Annotated in this window: 19 protein-coding genes; 10 read left to right on the forward strand and 9 right to left on the reverse strand. The window is 65.7% G+C overall.

Annotated features, from left to right (window positions below; all coding sequences use genetic code 11):
- Positions 1 to 9: 9 nt before the first annotated feature.
- From AC1DW2_RS29425 to AC1DW2_RS29435, 3 genes are read left to right on the forward strand one after another with little or no spacing between them, the layout of a single operon-like run.
- Positions 10 to 1,527 (forward strand): type II and III secretion system protein family protein, encoded by a 1,518-nt coding sequence (locus tag AC1DW2_RS29425; RefSeq protein WP_477007770.1) that lies wholly within the window; start codon positions 10 to 12, stop codon positions 1,525 to 1,527.
- Positions 1,528 to 1,579: 52 nt separating this feature from the next.
- Positions 1,580 to 2,314 (forward strand): CpaD family pilus assembly protein, encoded by a 735-nt coding sequence (locus AC1DW2_RS29430; RefSeq protein ID WP_063980257.1) that lies wholly within the window; start codon positions 1,580 to 1,582, stop codon positions 2,312 to 2,314.
- Entirely contained in the window at positions 2,311 to 3,603 is a 1,293-nt protein-coding gene (locus AC1DW2_RS29435; protein ID WP_477007771.1) for a CpaE/TadZ family protein, read from the forward strand. Before AC1DW2_RS29430 ends, AC1DW2_RS29435 begins: the two co-directional genes overlap by 4 nt.
- Before the next feature lie 80 nt (positions 3,604 to 3,683).
- Here the strand turns inward: AC1DW2_RS29435 and AC1DW2_RS29440 are convergent, their stop codons facing one another.
- Together AC1DW2_RS29440 and AC1DW2_RS29445 are read right to left on the reverse strand one after the other, a co-directional pair.
- Complete coding sequence (locus AC1DW2_RS29440) at positions 3,684 to 4,457, reverse strand: tetratricopeptide repeat protein (RefSeq protein ID WP_354241227.1); 774 nt, start codon at positions 4,455 to 4,457, stop codon at positions 3,684 to 3,686.
- Between the two features lie 79 nt (positions 4,458 to 4,536).
- Positions 4,537 to 4,782 (reverse strand): PilZ domain-containing protein, encoded by a 246-nt coding sequence (locus AC1DW2_RS29445; RefSeq protein ID WP_027534981.1) that lies wholly within the window; start codon positions 4,780 to 4,782, stop codon positions 4,537 to 4,539.
- A gap of 227 nt (positions 4,783 to 5,009) precedes the next feature.
- Between AC1DW2_RS29445 and AC1DW2_RS29450 the strand changes: the two genes are divergently transcribed.
- The 3 genes from AC1DW2_RS29450 (at position 5,010) to AC1DW2_RS29460 (ending at position 9,485) form a co-directional block, all read left to right on the forward strand.
- Complete coding sequence (locus tag AC1DW2_RS29450) at positions 5,010 to 6,548, forward strand: YifB family Mg chelatase-like AAA ATPase (protein WP_477007772.1); 1,539 nt, start codon at positions 5,010 to 5,012, stop codon at positions 6,546 to 6,548.
- 109 nt (positions 6,549 to 6,657) lie between these two features.
- Complete coding sequence (locus AC1DW2_RS29455; RefSeq protein ID WP_477007773.1) at positions 6,658 to 7,131, forward strand: hypothetical protein; 474 nt, start codon at positions 6,658 to 6,660, stop codon at positions 7,129 to 7,131.
- A 119-nt stretch (positions 7,132 to 7,250) separates the two neighbouring features.
- The gene (locus tag AC1DW2_RS29460; RefSeq protein ID WP_477007774.1) at positions 7,251 to 9,485 is read left to right on the forward strand and encodes a response regulator; all 2,235 of its coding nucleotides are present in this window, start codon (positions 7,251 to 7,253) and stop codon (positions 9,483 to 9,485) included.
- 272 nt (positions 9,486 to 9,757) lie between these two features.
- On the opposite strand, the gene coaA is transcribed toward AC1DW2_RS29460, so the two are convergent.
- The 7 genes from coaA to hisB form a co-directional block, all read right to left on the reverse strand.
- Positions 9,758 to 10,714: a type I pantothenate kinase gene (gene coaA / locus AC1DW2_RS29465; RefSeq protein ID WP_028150152.1), complete on the reverse strand. Its 957-nt coding sequence runs from the start codon at positions 10,712 to 10,714 to the stop codon at positions 9,758 to 9,760.
- 25 nt (positions 10,715 to 10,739) lie between these two features.
- On the reverse strand, positions 10,740 to 11,060 hold the full coding sequence (locus tag AC1DW2_RS29470; protein WP_028150153.1) for a phosphoribosyl-ATP diphosphatase: 321 nt from the start codon (positions 11,058 to 11,060) through the stop codon (positions 10,740 to 10,742).
- Between the two features lie 78 nt (positions 11,061 to 11,138).
- Positions 11,139 to 11,912, reverse strand: coding sequence for an imidazole glycerol phosphate synthase subunit HisF (hisF, locus tag AC1DW2_RS29475; RefSeq protein ID WP_028150154.1), 774 nt, complete (start codon positions 11,910 to 11,912; stop codon positions 11,139 to 11,141).
- 10 nt (positions 11,913 to 11,922) lie between these two features.
- Positions 11,923 to 12,660, reverse strand: coding sequence for a 1-(5-phosphoribosyl)-5-[(5-phosphoribosylamino)methylideneamino]imidazole-4-carboxamide isomerase (gene hisA / locus AC1DW2_RS29480; protein ID WP_477007815.1), 738 nt, complete (start codon positions 12,658 to 12,660; stop codon positions 11,923 to 11,925).
- The gene (hisH, locus tag AC1DW2_RS29485) at positions 12,657 to 13,307 is read right to left on the reverse strand and encodes an imidazole glycerol phosphate synthase subunit HisH (protein WP_063980267.1); all 651 of its coding nucleotides are present in this window, start codon (positions 13,305 to 13,307) and stop codon (positions 12,657 to 12,659) included. Before hisH ends, hisA begins: the two co-directional genes overlap by 4 nt.
- The gene (locus tag AC1DW2_RS29490; RefSeq protein ID WP_014490809.1) at positions 13,304 to 13,834 is read right to left on the reverse strand and encodes a DUF2628 domain-containing protein; all 531 of its coding nucleotides are present in this window, start codon (positions 13,832 to 13,834) and stop codon (positions 13,304 to 13,306) included. Before AC1DW2_RS29490 ends, hisH begins: the two co-directional genes overlap by 4 nt.
- Before the next feature lie 65 nt (positions 13,835 to 13,899).
- Positions 13,900 to 14,493 (reverse strand): imidazoleglycerol-phosphate dehydratase HisB, encoded by a 594-nt coding sequence (gene hisB, locus AC1DW2_RS29495; protein ID WP_028150158.1) that lies wholly within the window; start codon positions 14,491 to 14,493, stop codon positions 13,900 to 13,902.
- A gap of 190 nt (positions 14,494 to 14,683) precedes the next feature.
- Between hisB and hslV the strand changes: the two genes are divergently transcribed.
- Genes hslV through hslU form a run of 4 tightly spaced genes read left to right on the forward strand, consistent with a single transcriptional unit; the run spans position 14,684 to position 17,715 of the window.
- Entirely contained in the window at positions 14,684 to 15,244 is a 561-nt protein-coding gene (gene hslV / locus AC1DW2_RS29500) for an ATP-dependent protease subunit HslV (protein ID WP_028150159.1), read from the forward strand.
- A 17-nt stretch (positions 15,245 to 15,261) separates the two neighbouring features.
- Positions 15,262 to 15,747, forward strand: a complete 486-nt coding sequence (locus AC1DW2_RS29505; RefSeq protein ID WP_477007775.1) for a GNAT family N-acetyltransferase — start codon at positions 15,262 to 15,264, stop codon at positions 15,745 to 15,747.
- Positions 15,744 to 16,361 carry a DUF2585 domain-containing protein gene (locus AC1DW2_RS29510; RefSeq protein ID WP_477007776.1) on the forward strand — a complete coding sequence of 206 codons (618 nt, stop codon included), beginning with the start codon at positions 15,744 to 15,746 and terminating at the stop codon, positions 16,359 to 16,361. Before AC1DW2_RS29505 ends, AC1DW2_RS29510 begins: the two co-directional genes overlap by 4 nt.
- Before the next feature lie 49 nt (positions 16,362 to 16,410).
- Positions 16,411 to 17,715, forward strand: a complete 1,305-nt coding sequence (gene hslU, locus AC1DW2_RS29515) for an ATP-dependent protease ATPase subunit HslU (protein WP_477007777.1) — start codon at positions 16,411 to 16,413, stop codon at positions 17,713 to 17,715.
- Positions 17,716 to 17,719 lie beyond the last annotated feature (4 nt).

The following is a 17,719-nucleotide window of genomic DNA, read 5'->3' on the forward strand; positions in this document are numbered from 1 at the left end:
GGGGACACCATGAACTACGGGGATGATCGGACGGGCCTGCGCATTCGGGGGAAGCGCGCGCGCTCGTTCTGGACGGGGGCGGTGCTGATGCTGGGGCTGATCGCAGCCCCCGACGTCGTCAACGCGGCGGATGCGCCGGTCGGCGACCAGGCGCCGATGCAGGCGCCGGATCTCGGCGTGTCGCCGGTTTCGACCATCGCGCCTGCGCGCACGCGCTCGCTGTCGCTCGGCGTCGGCAAGTCCGTCGTCATCGACCTGCCGCGCGAGGTCAAGGACGTGCTGGTGGCCGATCCCAAGATCGCCAATGCAGTGATCCGCTCGTCGCAGCGCGCCTATATCATCGGCGGCCAGGTCGGCCAGACCAACGTCGTGTTCTTCACCGCCGACGGCCAGCAGGTTGCCGCCTACGACATCGCGGTGAAGCGCGATCTCAACGGCATGCGCACGGCGCTGCGCCAATCTCTGCCGGGCGTGCAGATCGAAGGCGTCGGCGACAGCGTGATGCTGACCGGCTCGGTGTCGAGCCCGATCGAGGCCCAGCAGGCCGGCGACGTCGCCGCAAAACTCGTTGGCGGCGCGGACAAGGTCGTCAACAACATCGTCGTGCGCGGCCGCGACCAGGTGATGCTCAAGGTCGTCGTCGGCGAAGTCCGCCGCGACATCGTCAAGCAGCTGGGCGTCGACCTCAGCGCCAGCCTGAATGCCGGGACGGCGGTCGTGAACTTCAACAATTCCAACCCGTTCTCGGTCAGCGGCGGACCGATCGTCGGCAGCAACGGGCTCGGCGTGGCCGGCCTCGCCAAGGGCGTCGCCACCGTCAGCGCCACGATGCGCGCGATGGAAAGCGCCGGCGTCATGCGCACGCTGGCCGAACCGAGCCTGACCGCGATCTCGGGCGAATCCGCCACCTTCATCGCCGGCGGCGAATTCCCGATCCCTGCAGGCTATTCCTGCGATCCGGTCACCCACGTCTGTACCACCCAGGTCACCTACAAGAAGTTCGGCATCTCGCTGAACTTCACGCCGCTCGTGCTCAGCGAAGGCCGTATCAGCCTGCGCGTGATGACCGAGGTCTCGGAGCTGTCGAACACGAACGCGATCACGCTGACGCAGGCGGTGTCCTCGACCTCGAGCAACTCGATCACCATCCCCTCGGTCCAGACCCGCCGCGCCGAGACCACGCTGGAAATTCCCTCCGGGGGCTCGATGGCGATGGCCGGCCTGATCCAGCAGAAGACCAAGCAGGCGATCAACGGCCTGCCCGGCGTCGACCAGGTGCCGATCATCGGCGCGCTGTTCCGCAGCCAGGACTTCGTCAACAACGAGACCGAGCTGATGGTGATCGTGACGCCCTATGTGGTGCGCGCGGTCGCCCAAAAGGAATTGTCGCGGCCCGACGACGGCTTTGCGCCGGCCTCGGACGCGCAGACGGCGCTGCTCGGCCGCATGAACCGGCTCTATGGCATCGCGCGCAGCGTTGATCCGATCGAAGGCATCCGCGGCGATTTCGGCTTCATCATCGACTGAGACAGACGGTTTGGGGACCGGGACAAGAAACGGGGCAAGAGGGGACAAAGCGATGACGAAGACGATTGCCGATCGACGTCGCAACCTGCGGATCGCGCTGGCGCTGACGGGGCTTTCCGTCATGCTCGGCGCCTGCAACACCACCGGTGACATCGTCACCCAGACGGTGCCGACCGACTATCGCCAGCGCCACCCGATCGCGGTGCAGGAAGCCAAGAAGTCGATCGTGATCTTCGTCGGCAAGGCGCGCGGCGGCCTCTCCACCGCGCAGCACGCGGACGTCGCGGGCATTGCGAGGGACTGGGTGCGCGAAGGCACCGGTTCCGTCGTCGTCGACGTGCCGAGCGACGCTGCGAATTCGCGCGCCGCGGCGGCGACCTATCACGAAATCCGGTCGGTGCTCGCATCCGGCGGCGTGCCGTCGCGCGCCATCGTCCAGCATCCCTATCGCCCCGAGGATCCCGGACTGCTGCCGACCATCCGCCTGAGCTATTCGAAGATCGCCGCGGTCGCCGGCCCCTGCGGGCTGTGGCCGGAAGACGTCGGTCCGAACATCCTCGACCCCGGCTACAACGAGAACCGGCCGTACTTCAATCTGGGCTGCGCCAGCCAGCGCAACCTCGCGGCCATGATCGACAACCCCGCCGACCTCGAGCAGCCGAGGGCGGAGACGCCTGCCTACACCGCACGGCGCGAGATCGCCTTCGAGCGCTACCGCAAGGGCATGGCGACCACGACCATGTATCCCGAGGCCGAAAAGGCCAAACTCAGCGACACCGGCAAATGACAAGTTTTCACGACGACGAAGAAGCGGACGACCCGCGGCACCCCGAGGACCACATTGCGCCGGTTCCTCGCATCTCGGTACAGGCCTTTTGCGAGACCGAGCAGACGCTCGCCGCGATCACCGCGGCCGGGCAGGATCGCCGTCTCGCCAAGGCGCATCTCACCGCCAAAGGCGGCGGCCTTGCCGCGGCCATCGAAGTCTATGACACGATGCCGACGCCGAACGTCATCGTGATCGAATCCGACGGCACACGCGATATCCTCGAGGGCCTCGACGATCTCGCCGGCGTCTGTGATCCCGGCACCCGCGTGGTCGTGATCGGCAACCCCAACGACACCGCGCCCTATCGCGAGCTGGTCCGCCGCGGCGTCAACGACTACGTGGTGGGACCGGTCGAAACCCTCGACGTCGTCCGTTCGATCTGCAGCCTGTTCTCGGCGTCGGAAGCCATCATCACCGGCCGCGTCATCGCGGTGGTTGGCGCCAAGGGCGGCGTCGGTGCGTCCACGGTCGCGCACAACGTGGCCTGGACCATCGCGCGCGACCTCGCGCTCGATTCCGTCGTGATCGATCTTGACCTCGCCTTCGGCACCGGTGGCCTCGACTACAACCAGGACCCGGCGCAGGGCATCGCCAACGCGGTGCTCTCGCAGGACCGGCCGGACACGGCGCTGATGGAGCGTCTGCTCGCCAAATGCACCGAGCGCCTCAGTCTCCTCGCTGCGCCCGCAACGCTCGACCGCGTCTACGATTTCGGCGCCGAAGCTTTTGATGCGATCTTCGACACGCTGCGCATGACCACGCCCTGCATCGTGCTCGACGTTCCCCACCAATGGTCGGGCTGGACGCGCCGTGCGCTCGTCAATGCCGACGACATCGTGATCGTGGCCGAGCCCGATCTGGCCAATTTGCGCAACACCAGGAACATGCTGAGCGTGCTCAAGGCGGCGCGGCCGAACGACCGGCCGCCGCTGTACTGCATCAACCAGGTCGGCATGCACAAGCGCGCGGAGATCGACGTCAAGGCGTTCGCCAAGACCATGGAGAGCCAGCCGATCGCGGCGATCCCGTTCGACTCGAAATTGTTCTCGACCGCGGCCAATAACGGCCAGATGATCGCGGAGGTCTCCAAGAACCACCGCACCACCCTTCTGTTCCAGAACATGGCGAACCGCCTCGCCGGGCGTGGCGAGGTGAAGAAGCCGAAGCGCTCGCTGCTCGGGCCCCTCCTGAAGAGGCTCAAGGGCAGGGCGGGTCGCGGGTCAGCCCCGCATCGCAAGGTGTCGTAAGGGCGAAAGCGTTTTCGAGCGAAGTGGATACCGGGTCGCGCCAGGAAAACGCGTCAAAAAAAGAATCAGACGAGGGCGGGCTATTTGTCCGCCCGCTGCTGCTTCTTCGCCAGCAACTGCCGCAGCGCCGTGACCTTTGCCGCGGCCTGATCCGGCGGCAGGTCGGCCTTCACGATGGTCTCGGCCTCGGCCTGCTTTCCCTGCAGTCCCACGACGAGCGCCAGATTGGCGCGCACGCGGGAATCGGCGCGATTGCGCTCATAGGCGCGGCGCAGCGTTTCCTCGGCCCGCGGCAGATTGTTCTGGAGCATGTAGGACAGGCCGAGATTGGACAGAACCTGCGGCTCCTCGGGCACGATCTTCAGCGCTGCCGAATAATATTGCTGCGCCTCTTCGTTCCGGCCGAGCTGATCGAGCGCCGCGCCTTGCGCCGACAGGATGCGCCAGTCGGGATCCTCAGGCGTATGCGCGCGGCTGAGCACATCGAAGGCCTGCTGGAAATTGCCGCTGTCGGCGAGCGCGCGGCCGTAGCCGGCGAGCAACGCCTTGTTGCTGGGATGGGCGAGCACGGCCTGCTCCATCACCGCAACGGCCTGGGCGCGCTGGCCGGTCTCGCGCAGCGCCATGCCATATTCGAGCGCGACGTTGGGATCGGAAGGCTTGGCGCGATAGCGCTCGCGAAGCGCGTCCATGTCCGGCTTCGGATCGGCCCTGCCAGCCGTTTCCGACTTGCCGCCGAGCGCGCCGGTGATGTCCTCCAGACTCGTGGTCTGGCAGCCGCCGAGGGCAAGCATCACGAGCGCGGAAAGCAGGAATCTCGCCGGCGAAGAGGCAAGGGACGAACGCTTGGGCATACTCTGATCACTCGGCGACTGATCAGCGATGCTTACCGATTAACCCTAAAGTCCAGTTAAGGAACCTGGCCCGTCCGGCTCAATCGGTGAACTCGGCGCCGAATTCGCAGCCGATGCGCCAGCGCAGACGGCATTGGCGGGAATAATCGGGCGCGAAGATGATGGTGAATTGCGGCGGCACTTCCAGAAACTCCGCCACCACTTTCACGCCCCCATCCGAGATATCCGTGATCGTGCAATCCCTCGGCAGCGAGCCCGCGCCAAAGTGAATCTTGGCAAGCCGAGTGCATACCCGTCGTTCGCTTCTGCGGCGATTTGCAAGCATTTGAATTGTTCACCCGTTAGATCACGGCCCATCCCGCAGCTCTAGGAGTAGCGAACATTCGTTGGGATGTGCTGATGAGAGCCGCTCGCATTCGAGGCGTAGTGTCTGCGTGACGTTTACGACCGGTTAGGGTTTTCCGGGCCCCCAAGATTGTTCTCGTATTGTTCTTGCAAGAAAGATCGGGCTCTGCTACCCCTAATTGTGCGAGAGGGCAGGCTGGTTCGGGCATGGTTCAGCGGGTTTCTACCGTCGCCTTTGAGGGGATCGAGGCCCGCGCGGTCGACGTGCAGGTGCAGGTCGCGCCCGGCCTCCCTGCGTTCGCCATCGTCGGCCTTCCCGACAAGGCGGTGTCGGAGGCACGGGAGCGCGTTCGTTCGGCGCTGATTGCCTCGGGGCTGGCGCTGCCGGCGCGGCGGATCATCGTCAATCTCGCGCCGGCCGACCTGCCCAAGGAGGGCAGCCATTACGACCTGCCGATCGCGCTCGGGCTGATGGCTGCGATCGGCGCGATCCCGCCGGATGCGCTGACCGGTTTTACCGTTCTCGGCGAGCTCGGTCTCGACGGCTCGATCGCGCCGGTGGCCGGCGTGCTTCCCGCCGCGATCGGCGCCAATGTGCGCGAGGAAGGCTTGATCTGTCCGGCGGCCTGCGGCTCGGAAGCGGCGTGGGCGAGCCCGGACATCCAGATCATCGCGGCACAATCGCTGATCCAGATCGCCAACCATTTCAAGGGCACGCAGGTGCTGTCGCGGCCCACGCCGCGCGTGCACGAGGTCGCCGCCTCCCCGCTCGACCTGCGCGACATCAAGGGCCAGGAGAGCGCCAAGCGCGCGCTGGAGATCGCGGCCGCCGGCGGACATCACCTGCTCATGATCGGCGCGCCCGGCGCCGGCAAGTCGATGCTGGCGGCGCGCCTGCCCTCGATCCTGCCGCCGCTGTCACCGGGCGAATTGCTCGAAGTCTCCATGATCGCCTCCGTCGCCGGCGAGATCGAGGGCGGCGCGCTGACCGCGCGGCGGCCGTTCCGCTCGCCGCATCACTCCGCCAGCATGGCCGCGCTCACCGGCGGCGGCGTCCGCGCAAAACCCGGCGAGATCTCGCTTGCGCATCAGGGCGTGCTGTTCCTCGACGAGTTGCCCGAATTCGATCCGCGGGTGTTGGATTCGCTGCGCCAACCGCTGGAGAACGGCGAGGTCTCCGTCTCCCGTGCCAATCATCGCGTGACTTATCCTGCGCGCTTCATGCTGGTCGCGGCGATGAATCCGTGCCGCTGCGGCCATGCGTTCGAGCCCGGCTATGCCTGCAAGCGCGGCCGCATCGACCGCTGCACCGGCGACTACCAGGCGCGCATCTCCGGCCCGCTGATGGACCGCATCGATTTGCGCATCGAGGTTCCCGCGGTGACCGCAGCGGATCTGATCCTGCCGCCGGCGGCGGAAGGCTCGGCGGAAGTCGCCGCGCGCGTCGCAGCCGCGCGCGACATCCAGCTCGCGCGTTACGCGGATGCGGGCCTGCCGCATGTTCGCACCAATGCCGAGGCGCCGGCCTCGGTGTTGGAAGACGTCGCCAAGCCGGATGCGCAAGGCGCCAAATTACTGCGCGACGCCGCCGAGACCATGCGGCTGTCGGCGCGCGGCTATCACCGCGTCCTGCGGGTGGCGCGCACGCTCGCCGATCTCGACGGCGCCGACAAGATCGGTCGGCTGCATCTCGCCGAGGCGCTGTCCTACCGCGCACTCGCGGAGGATGTGCGGCAGATGGCCTGATCATTCCGCGCATCAACCCGGCGGTAACGAGTTTCCTTTACGCTCTGCAAACCATAAGGCCCAAGCGTTCCCAGTACGAGTCCACACCGGGCCGGGCGAGTAGAGTGTCATGTTGCGTTTCAAGATCCTGGCCTCGGTTGTTCCCCTGCTGGCTGCCGCGGTGTTCGCCCGCGGCGAGATCGGATCGGTCTCGCATCCCTGCATCGCGCTGGGCGAGACTTCAGTCGAGCTGACATCCCTGTTCTGGACGGCCGGCGTCCATATCGCCTTCACCGACGATCTGTCGCGGGCCACGGTGCGGGTTCAGATCACCGACGATCCGGACGCGGCGGACTTCGCGGTCGTGGACGACGGTCTCGGCTCCGAACCGGACTCCTGTCAGGCCAATCCGGCGACGCGCCTCGTCACGATTGCCGCGGAGCCGGTCGACGGCGGTCCGGTGATTTACCTGTCCACCGACGGGCCAGCCGATTACCGCATCTATGTGCGCTCGAAGACCTTTTCGCAGCGCGAGGCCGCGGCGCTGATCGTCGGCGCCAATGGCGGCCACCGCCCGCTTCCGCTCCAGGCCGCCTCGCTCTGAAGCGTTAACACCTCGTCAACCCTGTTTGGAGGCCGAACCAAAGCCTCAAGCTGTTCGCAAGGTCGGCGAGACATCGTCGCAATTGGCGGCGCGGGGTTTCGAAGCAAGAGTCGGGGTCGATGGCGATGGATCGGACGTTCCGGATCAAGGTGCGCATGCGCCGCTTCAGGCGACAGCATCCCCGCATCGCGTTCGCGATCCGCTCCTTCATGATTTTCTCGGCGACGTTCGGCGGCGCCTATGGCTTCGTCTCCGGCAGCCGCTCCGAGAACTCCGGCTACGATCCCAATACGTTTGCGGTCGGCGCGAGCTTCCTGTTCGCGCTCGCCTGCCTCGGCCTCGCCACGCTCAGCATGCGGCTGCGCTTCGTCAACAAGCGGATGCGTAAGCTGGCCGCCCACAACGAGACGCTGATCGATCGCAATTGGGAACTGAAGGAAGCGGAAGAGCGCGCGCGCAGCCTGTTCGAACAGCAGGGTGACCTGATCGTGCTGCGCGACCACCAGGGCCGCATCACCTTCGCCAACGACGCCTATTGCGCGCTCGCAGCACAGGCACGCAGCGTGCTGGTCGGCACGCGTTTCGATTTCGACATCCTCGAGCAGGGCGACAGCGCCCGCGAAAGCAACGGCACGCGCATTCACGACCAGAGGATCACCACCCCGCACGGCGCGCGCTGGATCGCCTGGCGCGAGGGCTATGTCCGTCTCGATGCCGGCCAGCCCGCCGAATTGCAGAGCGTCGGACGCGACGTCACCGACCGCACCGAGACCGAGCGCGCGCTGTCGGACGCACGCGACCAGGCCGATGCCGCCAACCGCGCCAAGTCGCGCTTCCTGGCGATGGCCTCGCATGAGATCCGCACGCCGCTCAACGGCATCATCGGCATGGGCGGCCTGTTGCTCGACACCACGCTGACGCCGGAGCAGACGACCTATGCCAGGGCGGTGAAAACCTCCGGCGAGGCGCTGATGGCGCTGATCGAGGAGCTGCTCGACTATTCCAAGATCGAGGCCGGCAAGCTCGATCTCGACCAGCGCCCGTTCGCGCTCTCGACCATGATCGAGGAGATCACCGAGCTGCTCGCGCCGCGCGCGCAGGCAAAGACGCTCGAGATCGCCGCCTATGTCGACGAGCGCCTGCCGCTCGAGGTCGTCGGCGATGCCGCGCGGTTGCGCCAGGTGCTGCTCAACCTCGCCGGCAACGCCATCAAGTTCACCGCGACCGGCGGCGCCGCGCTGATCGTCGAACCCGGCATCTGGCCGAACGAGATCAGTTTTCTGGTGCGCGACACGGGCATCGGCATCGCATCCGAAGCGCGGACACGCATCTTCCGCGAGTTCGAGCAGGCCGACGAGCGCGTCGCCCGCACCTATGGCGGCACCGGGCTCGGCCTTGCCATCAGCGAACGCATCGTCAAGCGCATGGGCGGCCGCATCACCCTGGAGAGCGAGCCGGGCAAGGGGTCGACCTTCGAGGTCGCGATCCCGCTTCCGCCATCGCAATCTGGCGCGGGACAGACGGCGTTCCCGAGCCCTGATCTCACCGGCAAGTCGATCCTCCTGATCGCCGACGGCATCGAGGCCTCGCTGATCGCGCGGCGGCTGGAGCGCTGGGGCGGACAGATCTGCCTCGTCTCGGATGGAGCCGTCGCAGAGGCGCTGCTGCCGGAGCGCTCATGGCATGCGGTGCTGGTCGATCGTGCGATCGGCGCCGCCATCGCCGACCATCTCGGCGAGGTCGCGCGCAAGCATGCGACGCAGCGGCTGGTGCTGCTGACGTCGAGCTCGCGTCACGAGACATTTTCAGCTTCCTTCACCGGCTTCCTGATCAAGCCGCTGCGCGCGGCTTCGCTCGCGGCGCGTCTCGCGCTGACGCCGGAGGTCGCCTCGCCCGAACTGGCGCCGGAGCCGCCGACCGCCTCCCCCGCCGGCGTCGTAACGGCAAAGGGCCTGTCGATCCTCGTCGCCGAGGACAACGAGATCAACGCGCTGCTGATGCGCTCGCTGCTGACCAAGCTCGGCCACCGCGTCGTCATCGCCGTTCATGGCGAGGCGGCGCTGGAATCCTGGCTCGCCGCGTCATCCGCCGGCACGCCCTACGATCTCGTGTTGATGGACATCCAGATGCCGCAGCTCGACGGTATCGAGGCGACGAAACGCATCCGCACGCATGAGGCTGCCAAAGGCGGCCACCACACGCCGATCCTCGCGCTCACCGCCAATACGCTGGTGGAGGATCGCTATGCCTGTTTCGAGGCGGGCATGAACGGGTTTTTGATCAAGCCGCTCGATCGCGACAAGCTGGACGAGGCGCTGGCCGGGCTGGCGGCGGCGCGGCATCTGGCGGTGTAGGAAGGTCTCTCCTCCGTCTTTGCGAGGAGCCCCTGCGACGAAGCAATCCAGAATCCCTCCGCGGAAAGATTCTGGATTGCTTCGCTGCGCTCGCAATGACGATGTGGCTGCAGGCGTGCGCCAATCACCAATGCCATAGGGAGGGCAAAGCCAACGGGTCGCGCGAATGCGCGCCCGATGACAGGCTCCGCGTGTCCACCATTCTCGTTCACAATGGAGATAGACGGTGGGCACGTCGCTTCGCGCCTTTGCCCACCCTACGGCACCGCGGCCTACAGCCGTCGCAGCGCCACGCTTGCCACGGTGTGGTCGGCGCCCTTCTTCAGGATCAGCGTCGCGCGGGGGCGGGTCGGAAGGATGTTGTCCTCGAGATTGGCGAGGTTGGTGCGTTCCCAGATCGCGATCGCGGTGGCGGTGGCTTCCTCGTCCGACAACAGCGCGTAGCGATTGAAGTAGGATTTTGGATTGGTGAACGCGGTGTCACGCAGCGCCAGGAAGCGCTTGATGTACCATTGCCGCAGCGCCGCCTCGTCGGCGTCGATATAGACCGAGAAGTCGAAGAAGTCGGAGACCACGGGCACCGCCTTACCGTCGCGCGGCAGCTTGCCGGTCTGCAGCACGTTGACGCCCTCGACGATCAGGATGTCGGGCTGGTCGATCTCGGCCCACTGGTTCGGCACGATGTCGTAGGTCAGATGCGAATAGACCGGCGCGCGCACGTGGCGGCGGCCGGCCTTGATGTCGGAGAGGAAGCTGAGCAGCAGCGGCAGGTCGTAGCTCTCCGGAAAACCCTTCTTCTGCATGATGCCCTGCCGCTCCAGCACGGCATTGGGATACAGAAATCCGTCGGTGGTGATCAGTTCGACCTTCGGACGCGGCGACCAGCGCGCCAGCAGCGCCTGAAGCACGCGGGCCGTGGTCGATTTTCCGACCGCGACCGAACCGGCGACGCCGATGATGTAGGGCATCTTGCGGTCGCGGATGTTGAGGAACTGGCGCTCCGCGTAATACAGCCGCTGCATCGCATCGACATAGATCGACAGGAGGCGCGACAGCGGCAGGTAGATGTCCTCGACCTCCTGCAAGTCCAGGCGATCGTGCAGTGAGCGCAGCCGGTCGAACTCACCGGGCTCCAGCGTCATCGGCGTGTCGTCGCGCAGTCGCGACCACTGCTCGCGCGTATAGACGCGGTACGGATTATACTGCTGCTCGGGTGCGCGGATATCCATGACGCGACCTTTCCGTTGGGATCTACTAACCCTTGCGGGACGCCTTTTCTTCCAATCCGGACATATTCGTCCGCTTGTCCAGCGCGGCCTCGACCTCCTCCAGCTTTACGCCGCGGGCCTTGAGCAGCACAAGGAAGTGATAGAGCAGGTCGGCACTTTCAGCGATCAGATGCGCGCGATCGTTTTCGACTGCTGCGATTACGGTTTCGACTGCCTCCTCGCCGAACTTCTTGGCGCAATGCTCGGCGCCCTTGTCCAGGAGCTTGCGGGTATAGGACGCCTCGCCGCCGGCCGCCGCACGGGCGTCGATGGTGTCGGCCAGATCGTGGATCGTGAAACGCGACATCGGAATTACTCGAAAACACACAAGGCCACGGAGGCCATTCCCCGCAGGCCTATGTAGCATTTTTATGAACGGGAGTCGTCAGGCATCGAGGCGCATGGCCAGTCCGCGCCGGGCCATGTGCTCCTTGGCTTCGCGAATGGTGAATTCCCCGAAATGGAAGATCGAGGCGGCCAGCACAGCCGTGGCGTGGCCGTCGCGGATCCCGTCGACGAGATGATCGAGATTGCCGACGCCCCCCGAGGCGATCACGGGAACGGGAACGCTATCGGCGATCGCCCGGGTCAGCGGGATGTCGAAGCCCTGCCGGGTGCCGTCGCGGTCCATGGAGGTGAGCAGGATTTCACCAGCGCCGAGCGAGACCACTTCCTGGGCATATTCGATGGCATCAATGCCGGTCGAGTTGCGCCCGCCATGGGTGAAGATCTCCCAGCGATCGCCGCCCGGACGCTTGACCCGCTTGGCGTCGATCGCAACCACCACGCACTGTTCGCCGAATTTCTCGGCAGCTTCCTTGACGAACTCGCGCCGCGACACCGCGGCGCTGTTGATCGAGACCTTGTCGGCGCCGGCGCGCAGGAGCGTCTTGATGTCGTCAACCTTGCGCACGCCGCCACCGACGGTCACAGGCATGAAGCAGGCCTCCGCCGTACGCCGGACCACGTCCAGCATGATGCCGCGGTTCTCGTGGGTCGCGGTGATGTCGAGGAAGGTGAGCTCGTCGGCACCGGCAGCGTCATAGGCGATCGCGGCTTCGACGGGATCGCCAGCATCGCGCAGGTCGACGAAGTTGACGCCCTTGACGACCCGGCCGTCCTTGACGTCGAGGCAGGGGATCACGCGCACCTTGAACATGTGTCAGCTCCTAGGCGGTGCGCGCGTTGCGGATCAGGGTGAGGGCGGCGGCGGGATCGAGCCGGCCGTCGTAAAGCGCGCGGCCGGCGATCGCGCCTGCGAGCTTCCTGGCGCGCGGCGTCAGCATCGCCTTGACGTCCTCGATCGAGGCGAGGCCGCCGGAGGCGATCACGGGAATCGAGATCGCATCCGCCAGCGCGATGGTCGCCTCGAGATTCAAGCCTTTAAGCAAGCCGTCGCGCGCGATGTCGGTGAAGATGATGGCGGCGACGCCGGCATCCTCGAAACGCTGTGCGATTTCCAGCACCGTCACCTGCGAGGTCTCGGCCCAGCCTTCGACGGCGACCTTGCCGTCGCGGGCATCGAGCCCGACCGCGACGCGGCCGGGGAATTTCCTTGCAGCCGCCTTCACCAGTTCAGGGTCGCGCACCGCGGCGGTGCCGATGATGACGCGGGTGATGCCCTTGTCGAGCCAGGCTTCGACGGTCGCAAGATCGCGAATGCCGCCGCCGAGCTGCACCGGGATCTTGATCGTCTTGAGCATCGCCTCGACCGCCTGCGCGTTCACCGGCTTGCCGGCGAAGGCGCCGTCGAGATCGACGACGTGGAGATACTCGAAGCCCTGTTCGACAAAGCTCTGCGCCTGCGCTGCGGGATTGAGGTTGAACACGGTCGCGCGCGCCATGTCGCCTTGCTCGAGGCGCACGCACTGACCGTTCTTGAGGTCAACAGCGGGAAAGAGAATCACGGTTTCCATCGCAAAAAGTTCGAGATAAGGGCCAAGCCGAAACGCTGGCTCTTCTCGGGGTGGAATTGGGTGCCGATGGCGGTGTCCTTCGCGACGATCGCGGTGACGGGTCCACCGTAATCGGCGCGCGCGAGCACGTCCGCCTCGTTGGCGGCGTTGAGGTGGTAGGAGTGCACGAAATAGGCGTGCTGGCCCTTGGGGCCAAGCGGCAGCCTATCCAGCACCGGATGCTCCTGCAGCAGGTCGAGCGTGTTCCAACCCATGTGCGGGATCTTCAGGCTCTCGTCGCGCGGCATGATCTTCTCGACGTCGCCGCCGACCCAGTTCAGGCCCTCGGTGATGACGTGTTCCTTTCCGCGGCTCGCCATCAGCTGCATGCCGACGCAAATACCAAAGAAGGGCCGCGCCTTGACGCGCACCGCTTCGGTGATCGCCTCGACCATGCCGTTGACGGCATCGAGCCCGCGCCGGCAATCGGCGAAGGCGCCGACACCCGGCAGCACCAGACGGTCGGCGCCGTAGGCCTGATCCGGATCGCTGGTGACGAAGACCTTTTGCGGAATCTCCAGGCTGCGCGCGGCGCGCTCGAATGCCTTGGCGGCGGAATGCAGATTGCCTGAACCGTAATCGATGATCGCGACGCTCATCTTGACCCTCCCGGTTCTGGAAACAATCCAATGATGCCGCCCGACGGCAGCGGTGGCGGATTCGAGAATTGCTGACCCGGCACATTGCGGGTTGGCGGCGGGCCGCCGCGATCGACGGCCCATTGATCGTTGACGATGCCGCGCTGCTTCTGGCTCCAGCGCTCGAAGAAACGCCGCTCGGCGGTGTCCTCGTCGTCGGAGATGACGACGTCGAGCTGGCGCCACTTGCCGCGCGACAGCGTCCAGCGGCGCAGGCTCGAGGCCTCGAAACCCATCAGCACCGCAACGATCATATTGGCCAGGAAGATCGAGCTGCGGCCGACGCCGAGGCTATGCAGCCCTGCATCGAATGCAGCCAGGAAAATCACCCAGCCGATCAGCGCCAGCCAGAGCCTGTTCCAGAGCAGCCAGAACGGACCCAAAACCATCGCCCAGAAATGAAAACCGTCGCGCACGAAGACGAACTTGTCGGTCGCGCGCAGATCGGCTCCGGCAGGGGAGGGAGCATGAACTGTGTAGACAGGCATGGTGATGCCCCGTTCCTAGGAATTCAGTGATACCGCAAGCGGCGCGTGCCGCGGGCCGAAAGACGTCAGCCGCCGAGCGAACCCTTGGTGGACGGGATTTCGCCCACGGCCTTCGGATCGATCGCGACGGCAGTGCGCAGCGCCCGCGCCAGGCCCTTGAAGCAGGACTCGGCGATATGGTGGCTGTTATCGCCATATAGGGTCTCGACGTGGAGAGTCACGCCGGCGTTCATGGCGAAGGCCTGGAACCACTCGCGCACCAGCTCGGTATCGAACTCGCCGATCTTGTCGCGGGGGAAGTCGGCCTTGAACACCAGGAACGGACGGCCCGAGATGTCGATGACCACGCGCGACAGCGTCTCGTCCATGGGCATGTGCACGCCGGCATAGCGGGTGATGCCCGCCATGTTGCCGAGCGCCTGCTTGACCGCCTGGCCCAGCGCGATGCCGGTGTCCTCGGTGGTATGGTGATGATCAATGTGCAAATCGCCAACCGCCTTGACCGTGAGGTCGATGCGGGAATGGCGGGCGAGGAGATCGAGCATATGGTCGAAAAAGCCGATGCCGGTCGCGATATTGGACACGCCGGTGCCATCGAGGTTCACGGTGACCTCGATGTCGGTTTCCTTGGTCTTGCGCTTGATCGTCGCGGTGCGCATTGAAAAGCGGTTTCCATTCTGGTTTTGGACCGAAAACGGCGGTCTTTTAACAGTCAAATGACGCCTTCGCTACTGCGGGAACGGCTGGCCGGGCCTCTACTTCTGCCTATGGTGAGCGAAATGGGCCCGGAGCGGCCCGTTGTACGGTCGGTCCCGACCGCCTAAATCAGGTCCGACAACGAGGTATTTGATGCAGGATTCCCAGAACAGCGCGCCGGGCTGGCACGGCACCACGATTTTGACGGTCCGCAAGGGCGGCAAGGTGGTGATCGGCGGCGACGGCCAGGTCTCGATCGGCCAGACCGTGATCAAGTCCAACGCCAAAAAGGTGCGAAAACTCGGCAAGGGCGACGTCATCGGCGGCTTTGCCGGCGCCACGGCCGACGCCTTCACGCTCTTCGAGCGGCTCGAATCCAAGCTCGAGCAGTATCCGGGGCAGCTGACCCGGGCTGCGGTGGAGCTCGCCAAGGACTGGCGGACAGACCGCTATCTGCGCCGCCTGGAGGCTATGATGATCGTGGCCGACAAGGACGTCTCCCTGGTCCTGACGGGCACCGGCGACGTGCTGGAGCCCGAGGCCGGGGTCATGGCGATCGGCTCCGGCGGCAATTACGCCCTGGCCGCTGCGCGGGCCTTGATCGACACCGACAAGGATGCCGAGACCATCGTCCGCCGCTCCCTCGATATCGCCGCCGACATCTGCGTCTACACCAACCGCAATCTGACCATCGAAAGCCTGGCGACCGGCTAGGCCAGACCGAACAGGACATGGCGCCCGCCTACACCTTCCGCCCGATGAGCCCGGCCGATTTGCCGCTGATCCGGCGGTGGCTGGGTGAGGCGCATGTGCGGGAATGGTGGGGCGATCCGGACGAGCAGTTTGCGCTCGTGAGCGGCGATCTCGATGAGCCGGCGATGGACCAGTTCATCGTGTTGGCCGGCACCCACCCGTTCGGCTATCTTCAATGCTATCGCCTGACAGCCTGGAATACCGGCTTTGGGCCGCAACCGGAGGGCACCCGTGGGATCGACCAGTTCATCGGCGAAAGCGACATGATCGCGCGCGGCCACGGCTCCGCGTTCATCCGCCAGTTCGTCGACGGGCAGTTGCGGCAGGGCCTGCCGCGCGTCGTCACCGATCCCGATCCGCGCAACGCACGCGCCGTGCGCGCCTATGAGAAGGCCGGCTTCGTCCGCGACCGCATGGTCGAGACGCCGGACGGGACGGCGCTGCTGATGGTGCGCGAGCCGTGACGCTGACGAGCACGCACGAGAGCAAGGTCGCCGTACCGCCATTGGCCTGGGTCGGCATCGCACTGCTGCTGCTGGCGCTGCAGGCCTCGATCCTGTTCGCGCTGGGGCGGGTGCCGATTTGCACCTGCGGCTATGTAAAGCTCTGGCATGGCGTGGTGAACAGCTCCGAAAATTCGCAGCACATCACGGACTGGTACACCTTCTCTCACATCCTGCATGGCTTCCTGTTCTACGGCTTGACCTGGCTGCTGTTCGCGCGCCTGCCGTTCCTGCAACTGTCCTGGCCGGCGCGGCTGATCATCGCCATGCTGATCGAAGGCGCCTGGGAGATTGTCGAGAACTCGCCATTCATCATCGAACGCTACCGCGCCGGCACGATCTCGCTGGATTATTTCGGCGACAGCATCGTCAATTCGATTTCTGACAATCTGGCCATGATGATGGGGTTCCTCGCCGCGCGCGTGCTGCCAGTCTCGGTGACCGTCCTGCTCGGGCTCGCCTTCGAGATCATGCTCGCGCTTCACATTCGCGACAATCTGACGCTCAATATCCTGATGCTGATCCATCCGATCGACGCCGTGAAACAGTGGCAATCGGGCCCGCCCATCATCTGACGTAAAATGCGGCTTGTCCCGACCCGCATCTGATCCTAGCTAAGGTCCCATGACAGACTTCTCTCCCCGCGAAATCGTCTCCGAACTCGACCGTTTCATCGTCGGCCAGGCCGATGCCAAGCGCGCCGTCTCGATCGCGCTGCGCAACCGCTGGCGCCGGCAGCAGCTCACCGGCTCCTTGCGCGAAGAGGTACTCCCGAAGAACATCTTGATGATCGGCCCCACCGGCGTCGGCAAGACGGAGATCGCGCGACGGCTCGCCAAGCTCGCGAACGCGCCGTTCCTGAAGGTGGAAGCGACGAAATTCACCGAGGTCGGCTATGTCGGCCGCGACGTCGAGCAGATCGTGCGCGATCTCGTCGAGGTCGCGATCGCCCAGGTGCGTGAGCGCAAGCGCAAGGACGTGCAGGCACGCGCGCAGCTCGCCGCCGAGGAGCGCGTGCTCGACGCGCTGGTCGGCGCCAATTCCAGCCAGGCAACGCGCGAATCGTTCCGCAAGAAGCTGCGCGCCGGCGAGCTCAACGACAAGGAAATCGAGATCGAGACGCAGTCCTCGGGCGGCGGCATGCCGATGTTCGAGATCCCGGGCATGCCTGGCGCGCAGATGGGCGCGGTGTCGCTCGGCGACATCTTCGGCAAGCTGGGCGGGCGCAGCAAGACGCGGCGACTGACGGTGGAGAACTCGCACGAGATCCTCGTCAATGAGGAATCCGACAAGCTGCTGGATACCGACCAGCTCACGCTGGAGGCGATCAGCGCGGTCGAGAACAACGGCATCGTGTTCCTGGACGAGATCGACAAGATCTGCGCACGCGACGGCCGGGTCGGCGGCGACGTCTCGCGCGAGGGCGTGCAGCGTGACCTGTTGCCGCTGATCGAAGGCACCACGGTCTCGACCAAGCACGGCGCGGTGAAGACCGATCACATCCTGTTCATCGCGTCCGGCGCCTTCCACGTCGCGAAGCCGTCCGACCTGTTGCCCGAATTGCAGGGCCGCCTGCCGATCCGCGTCGAACTGCAGGCACTGACCCGCGACGACATGCGGCGCATCCTGACCGAGCCCGAGGCCTCGCTGATCAAGCAATATGTCGCGTTGCTGCAGACCGAGGGCGTGACGCTCGACATCACCGCCGACGCCGTCGACGCGCTCGCCGACGTCGCGGTCGCCGTCAATTCCACCGTCGAGAACATCGGCGCGCGGCGGCTCCAGACCGTGATGGAACGGGTGCTGGACGAAATCTCCTTCACCGCCCCCGACCGCAGCGGCGAGACCGTCAAGGTCGATGCGGATTTCGTGCAGAAGCACGTCGGCGACCTCGCCAAGAACGCGGATTTGAGCCGGTTTATTTTGTAATTCC

The sequence above is a fragment of the Bradyrhizobium sp. P3_C3 genome, assembly GCF_056402655.1.

What these genes read in the sequence shown, in the direction of transcription:
- AC1DW2_RS29425 (WP_477007770.1), top strand. Translation starts at nt 10, where the DNA reads ATGAACTACGGGGATGATCGGACGGGCCTGCGCATTCGGGGGAAGCGC.
- AC1DW2_RS29430 (WP_063980257.1), top strand. Translation starts at nt 1,580, where the DNA reads ATGACGAAGACGATTGCCGATCGACGTCGCAACCTGCGGATCGCGCTG.
- AC1DW2_RS29435 (WP_477007771.1), top strand. Translation starts at nt 2,311, where the DNA reads ATGACAAGTTTTCACGACGACGAAGAAGCGGACGACCCGCGGCACCCC.
- AC1DW2_RS29440 (WP_354241227.1), bottom strand. Translation starts at nt 4,457, where the DNA reads ATGCCCAAGCGTTCGTCCCTTGCCTCTTCGCCGGCGAGATTCCTGCTT.
- AC1DW2_RS29445 (WP_027534981.1), bottom strand. Translation starts at nt 4,782, where the DNA reads ATGCTTGCAAATCGCCGCAGAAGCGAACGACGGGTATGCACTCGGCTT.
- AC1DW2_RS29450 (WP_477007772.1), top strand. Translation starts at nt 5,010, where the DNA reads ATGGTTCAGCGGGTTTCTACCGTCGCCTTTGAGGGGATCGAGGCCCGC.
- AC1DW2_RS29455 (WP_477007773.1), top strand. Translation starts at nt 6,658, where the DNA reads ATGTTGCGTTTCAAGATCCTGGCCTCGGTTGTTCCCCTGCTGGCTGCC.
- AC1DW2_RS29460 (WP_477007774.1), top strand. Translation starts at nt 7,251, where the DNA reads ATGGCGATGGATCGGACGTTCCGGATCAAGGTGCGCATGCGCCGCTTC.
- coaA (WP_028150152.1), bottom strand. Translation starts at nt 10,714, where the DNA reads ATGGATATCCGCGCACCCGAGCAGCAGTATAATCCGTACCGCGTCTAT.
- AC1DW2_RS29470 (WP_028150153.1), bottom strand. Translation starts at nt 11,060, where the DNA reads ATGTCGCGTTTCACGATCCACGATCTGGCCGACACCATCGACGCCCGT.
- hisF (WP_028150154.1), bottom strand. Translation starts at nt 11,912, where the DNA reads ATGTTCAAGGTGCGCGTGATCCCCTGCCTCGACGTCAAGGACGGCCGG.
- hisH (WP_063980267.1), bottom strand. Translation starts at nt 13,307, where the DNA reads ATGAGCGTCGCGATCATCGATTACGGTTCAGGCAATCTGCATTCCGCC.
- AC1DW2_RS29490 (WP_014490809.1), bottom strand. Translation starts at nt 13,834, where the DNA reads ATGCCTGTCTACACAGTTCATGCTCCCTCCCCTGCCGGAGCCGATCTG.
- hisB (WP_028150158.1), bottom strand. Translation starts at nt 14,493, where the DNA reads ATGCGCACCGCGACGATCAAGCGCAAGACCAAGGAAACCGACATCGAG.
- hslV (WP_028150159.1), top strand. Translation starts at nt 14,684, where the DNA reads ATGCAGGATTCCCAGAACAGCGCGCCGGGCTGGCACGGCACCACGATT.
- AC1DW2_RS29505 (WP_477007775.1), top strand. Translation starts at nt 15,262, where the DNA reads ATGGCGCCCGCCTACACCTTCCGCCCGATGAGCCCGGCCGATTTGCCG.
- hslU (WP_477007777.1), top strand. Translation starts at nt 16,411, where the DNA reads ATGACAGACTTCTCTCCCCGCGAAATCGTCTCCGAACTCGACCGTTTC.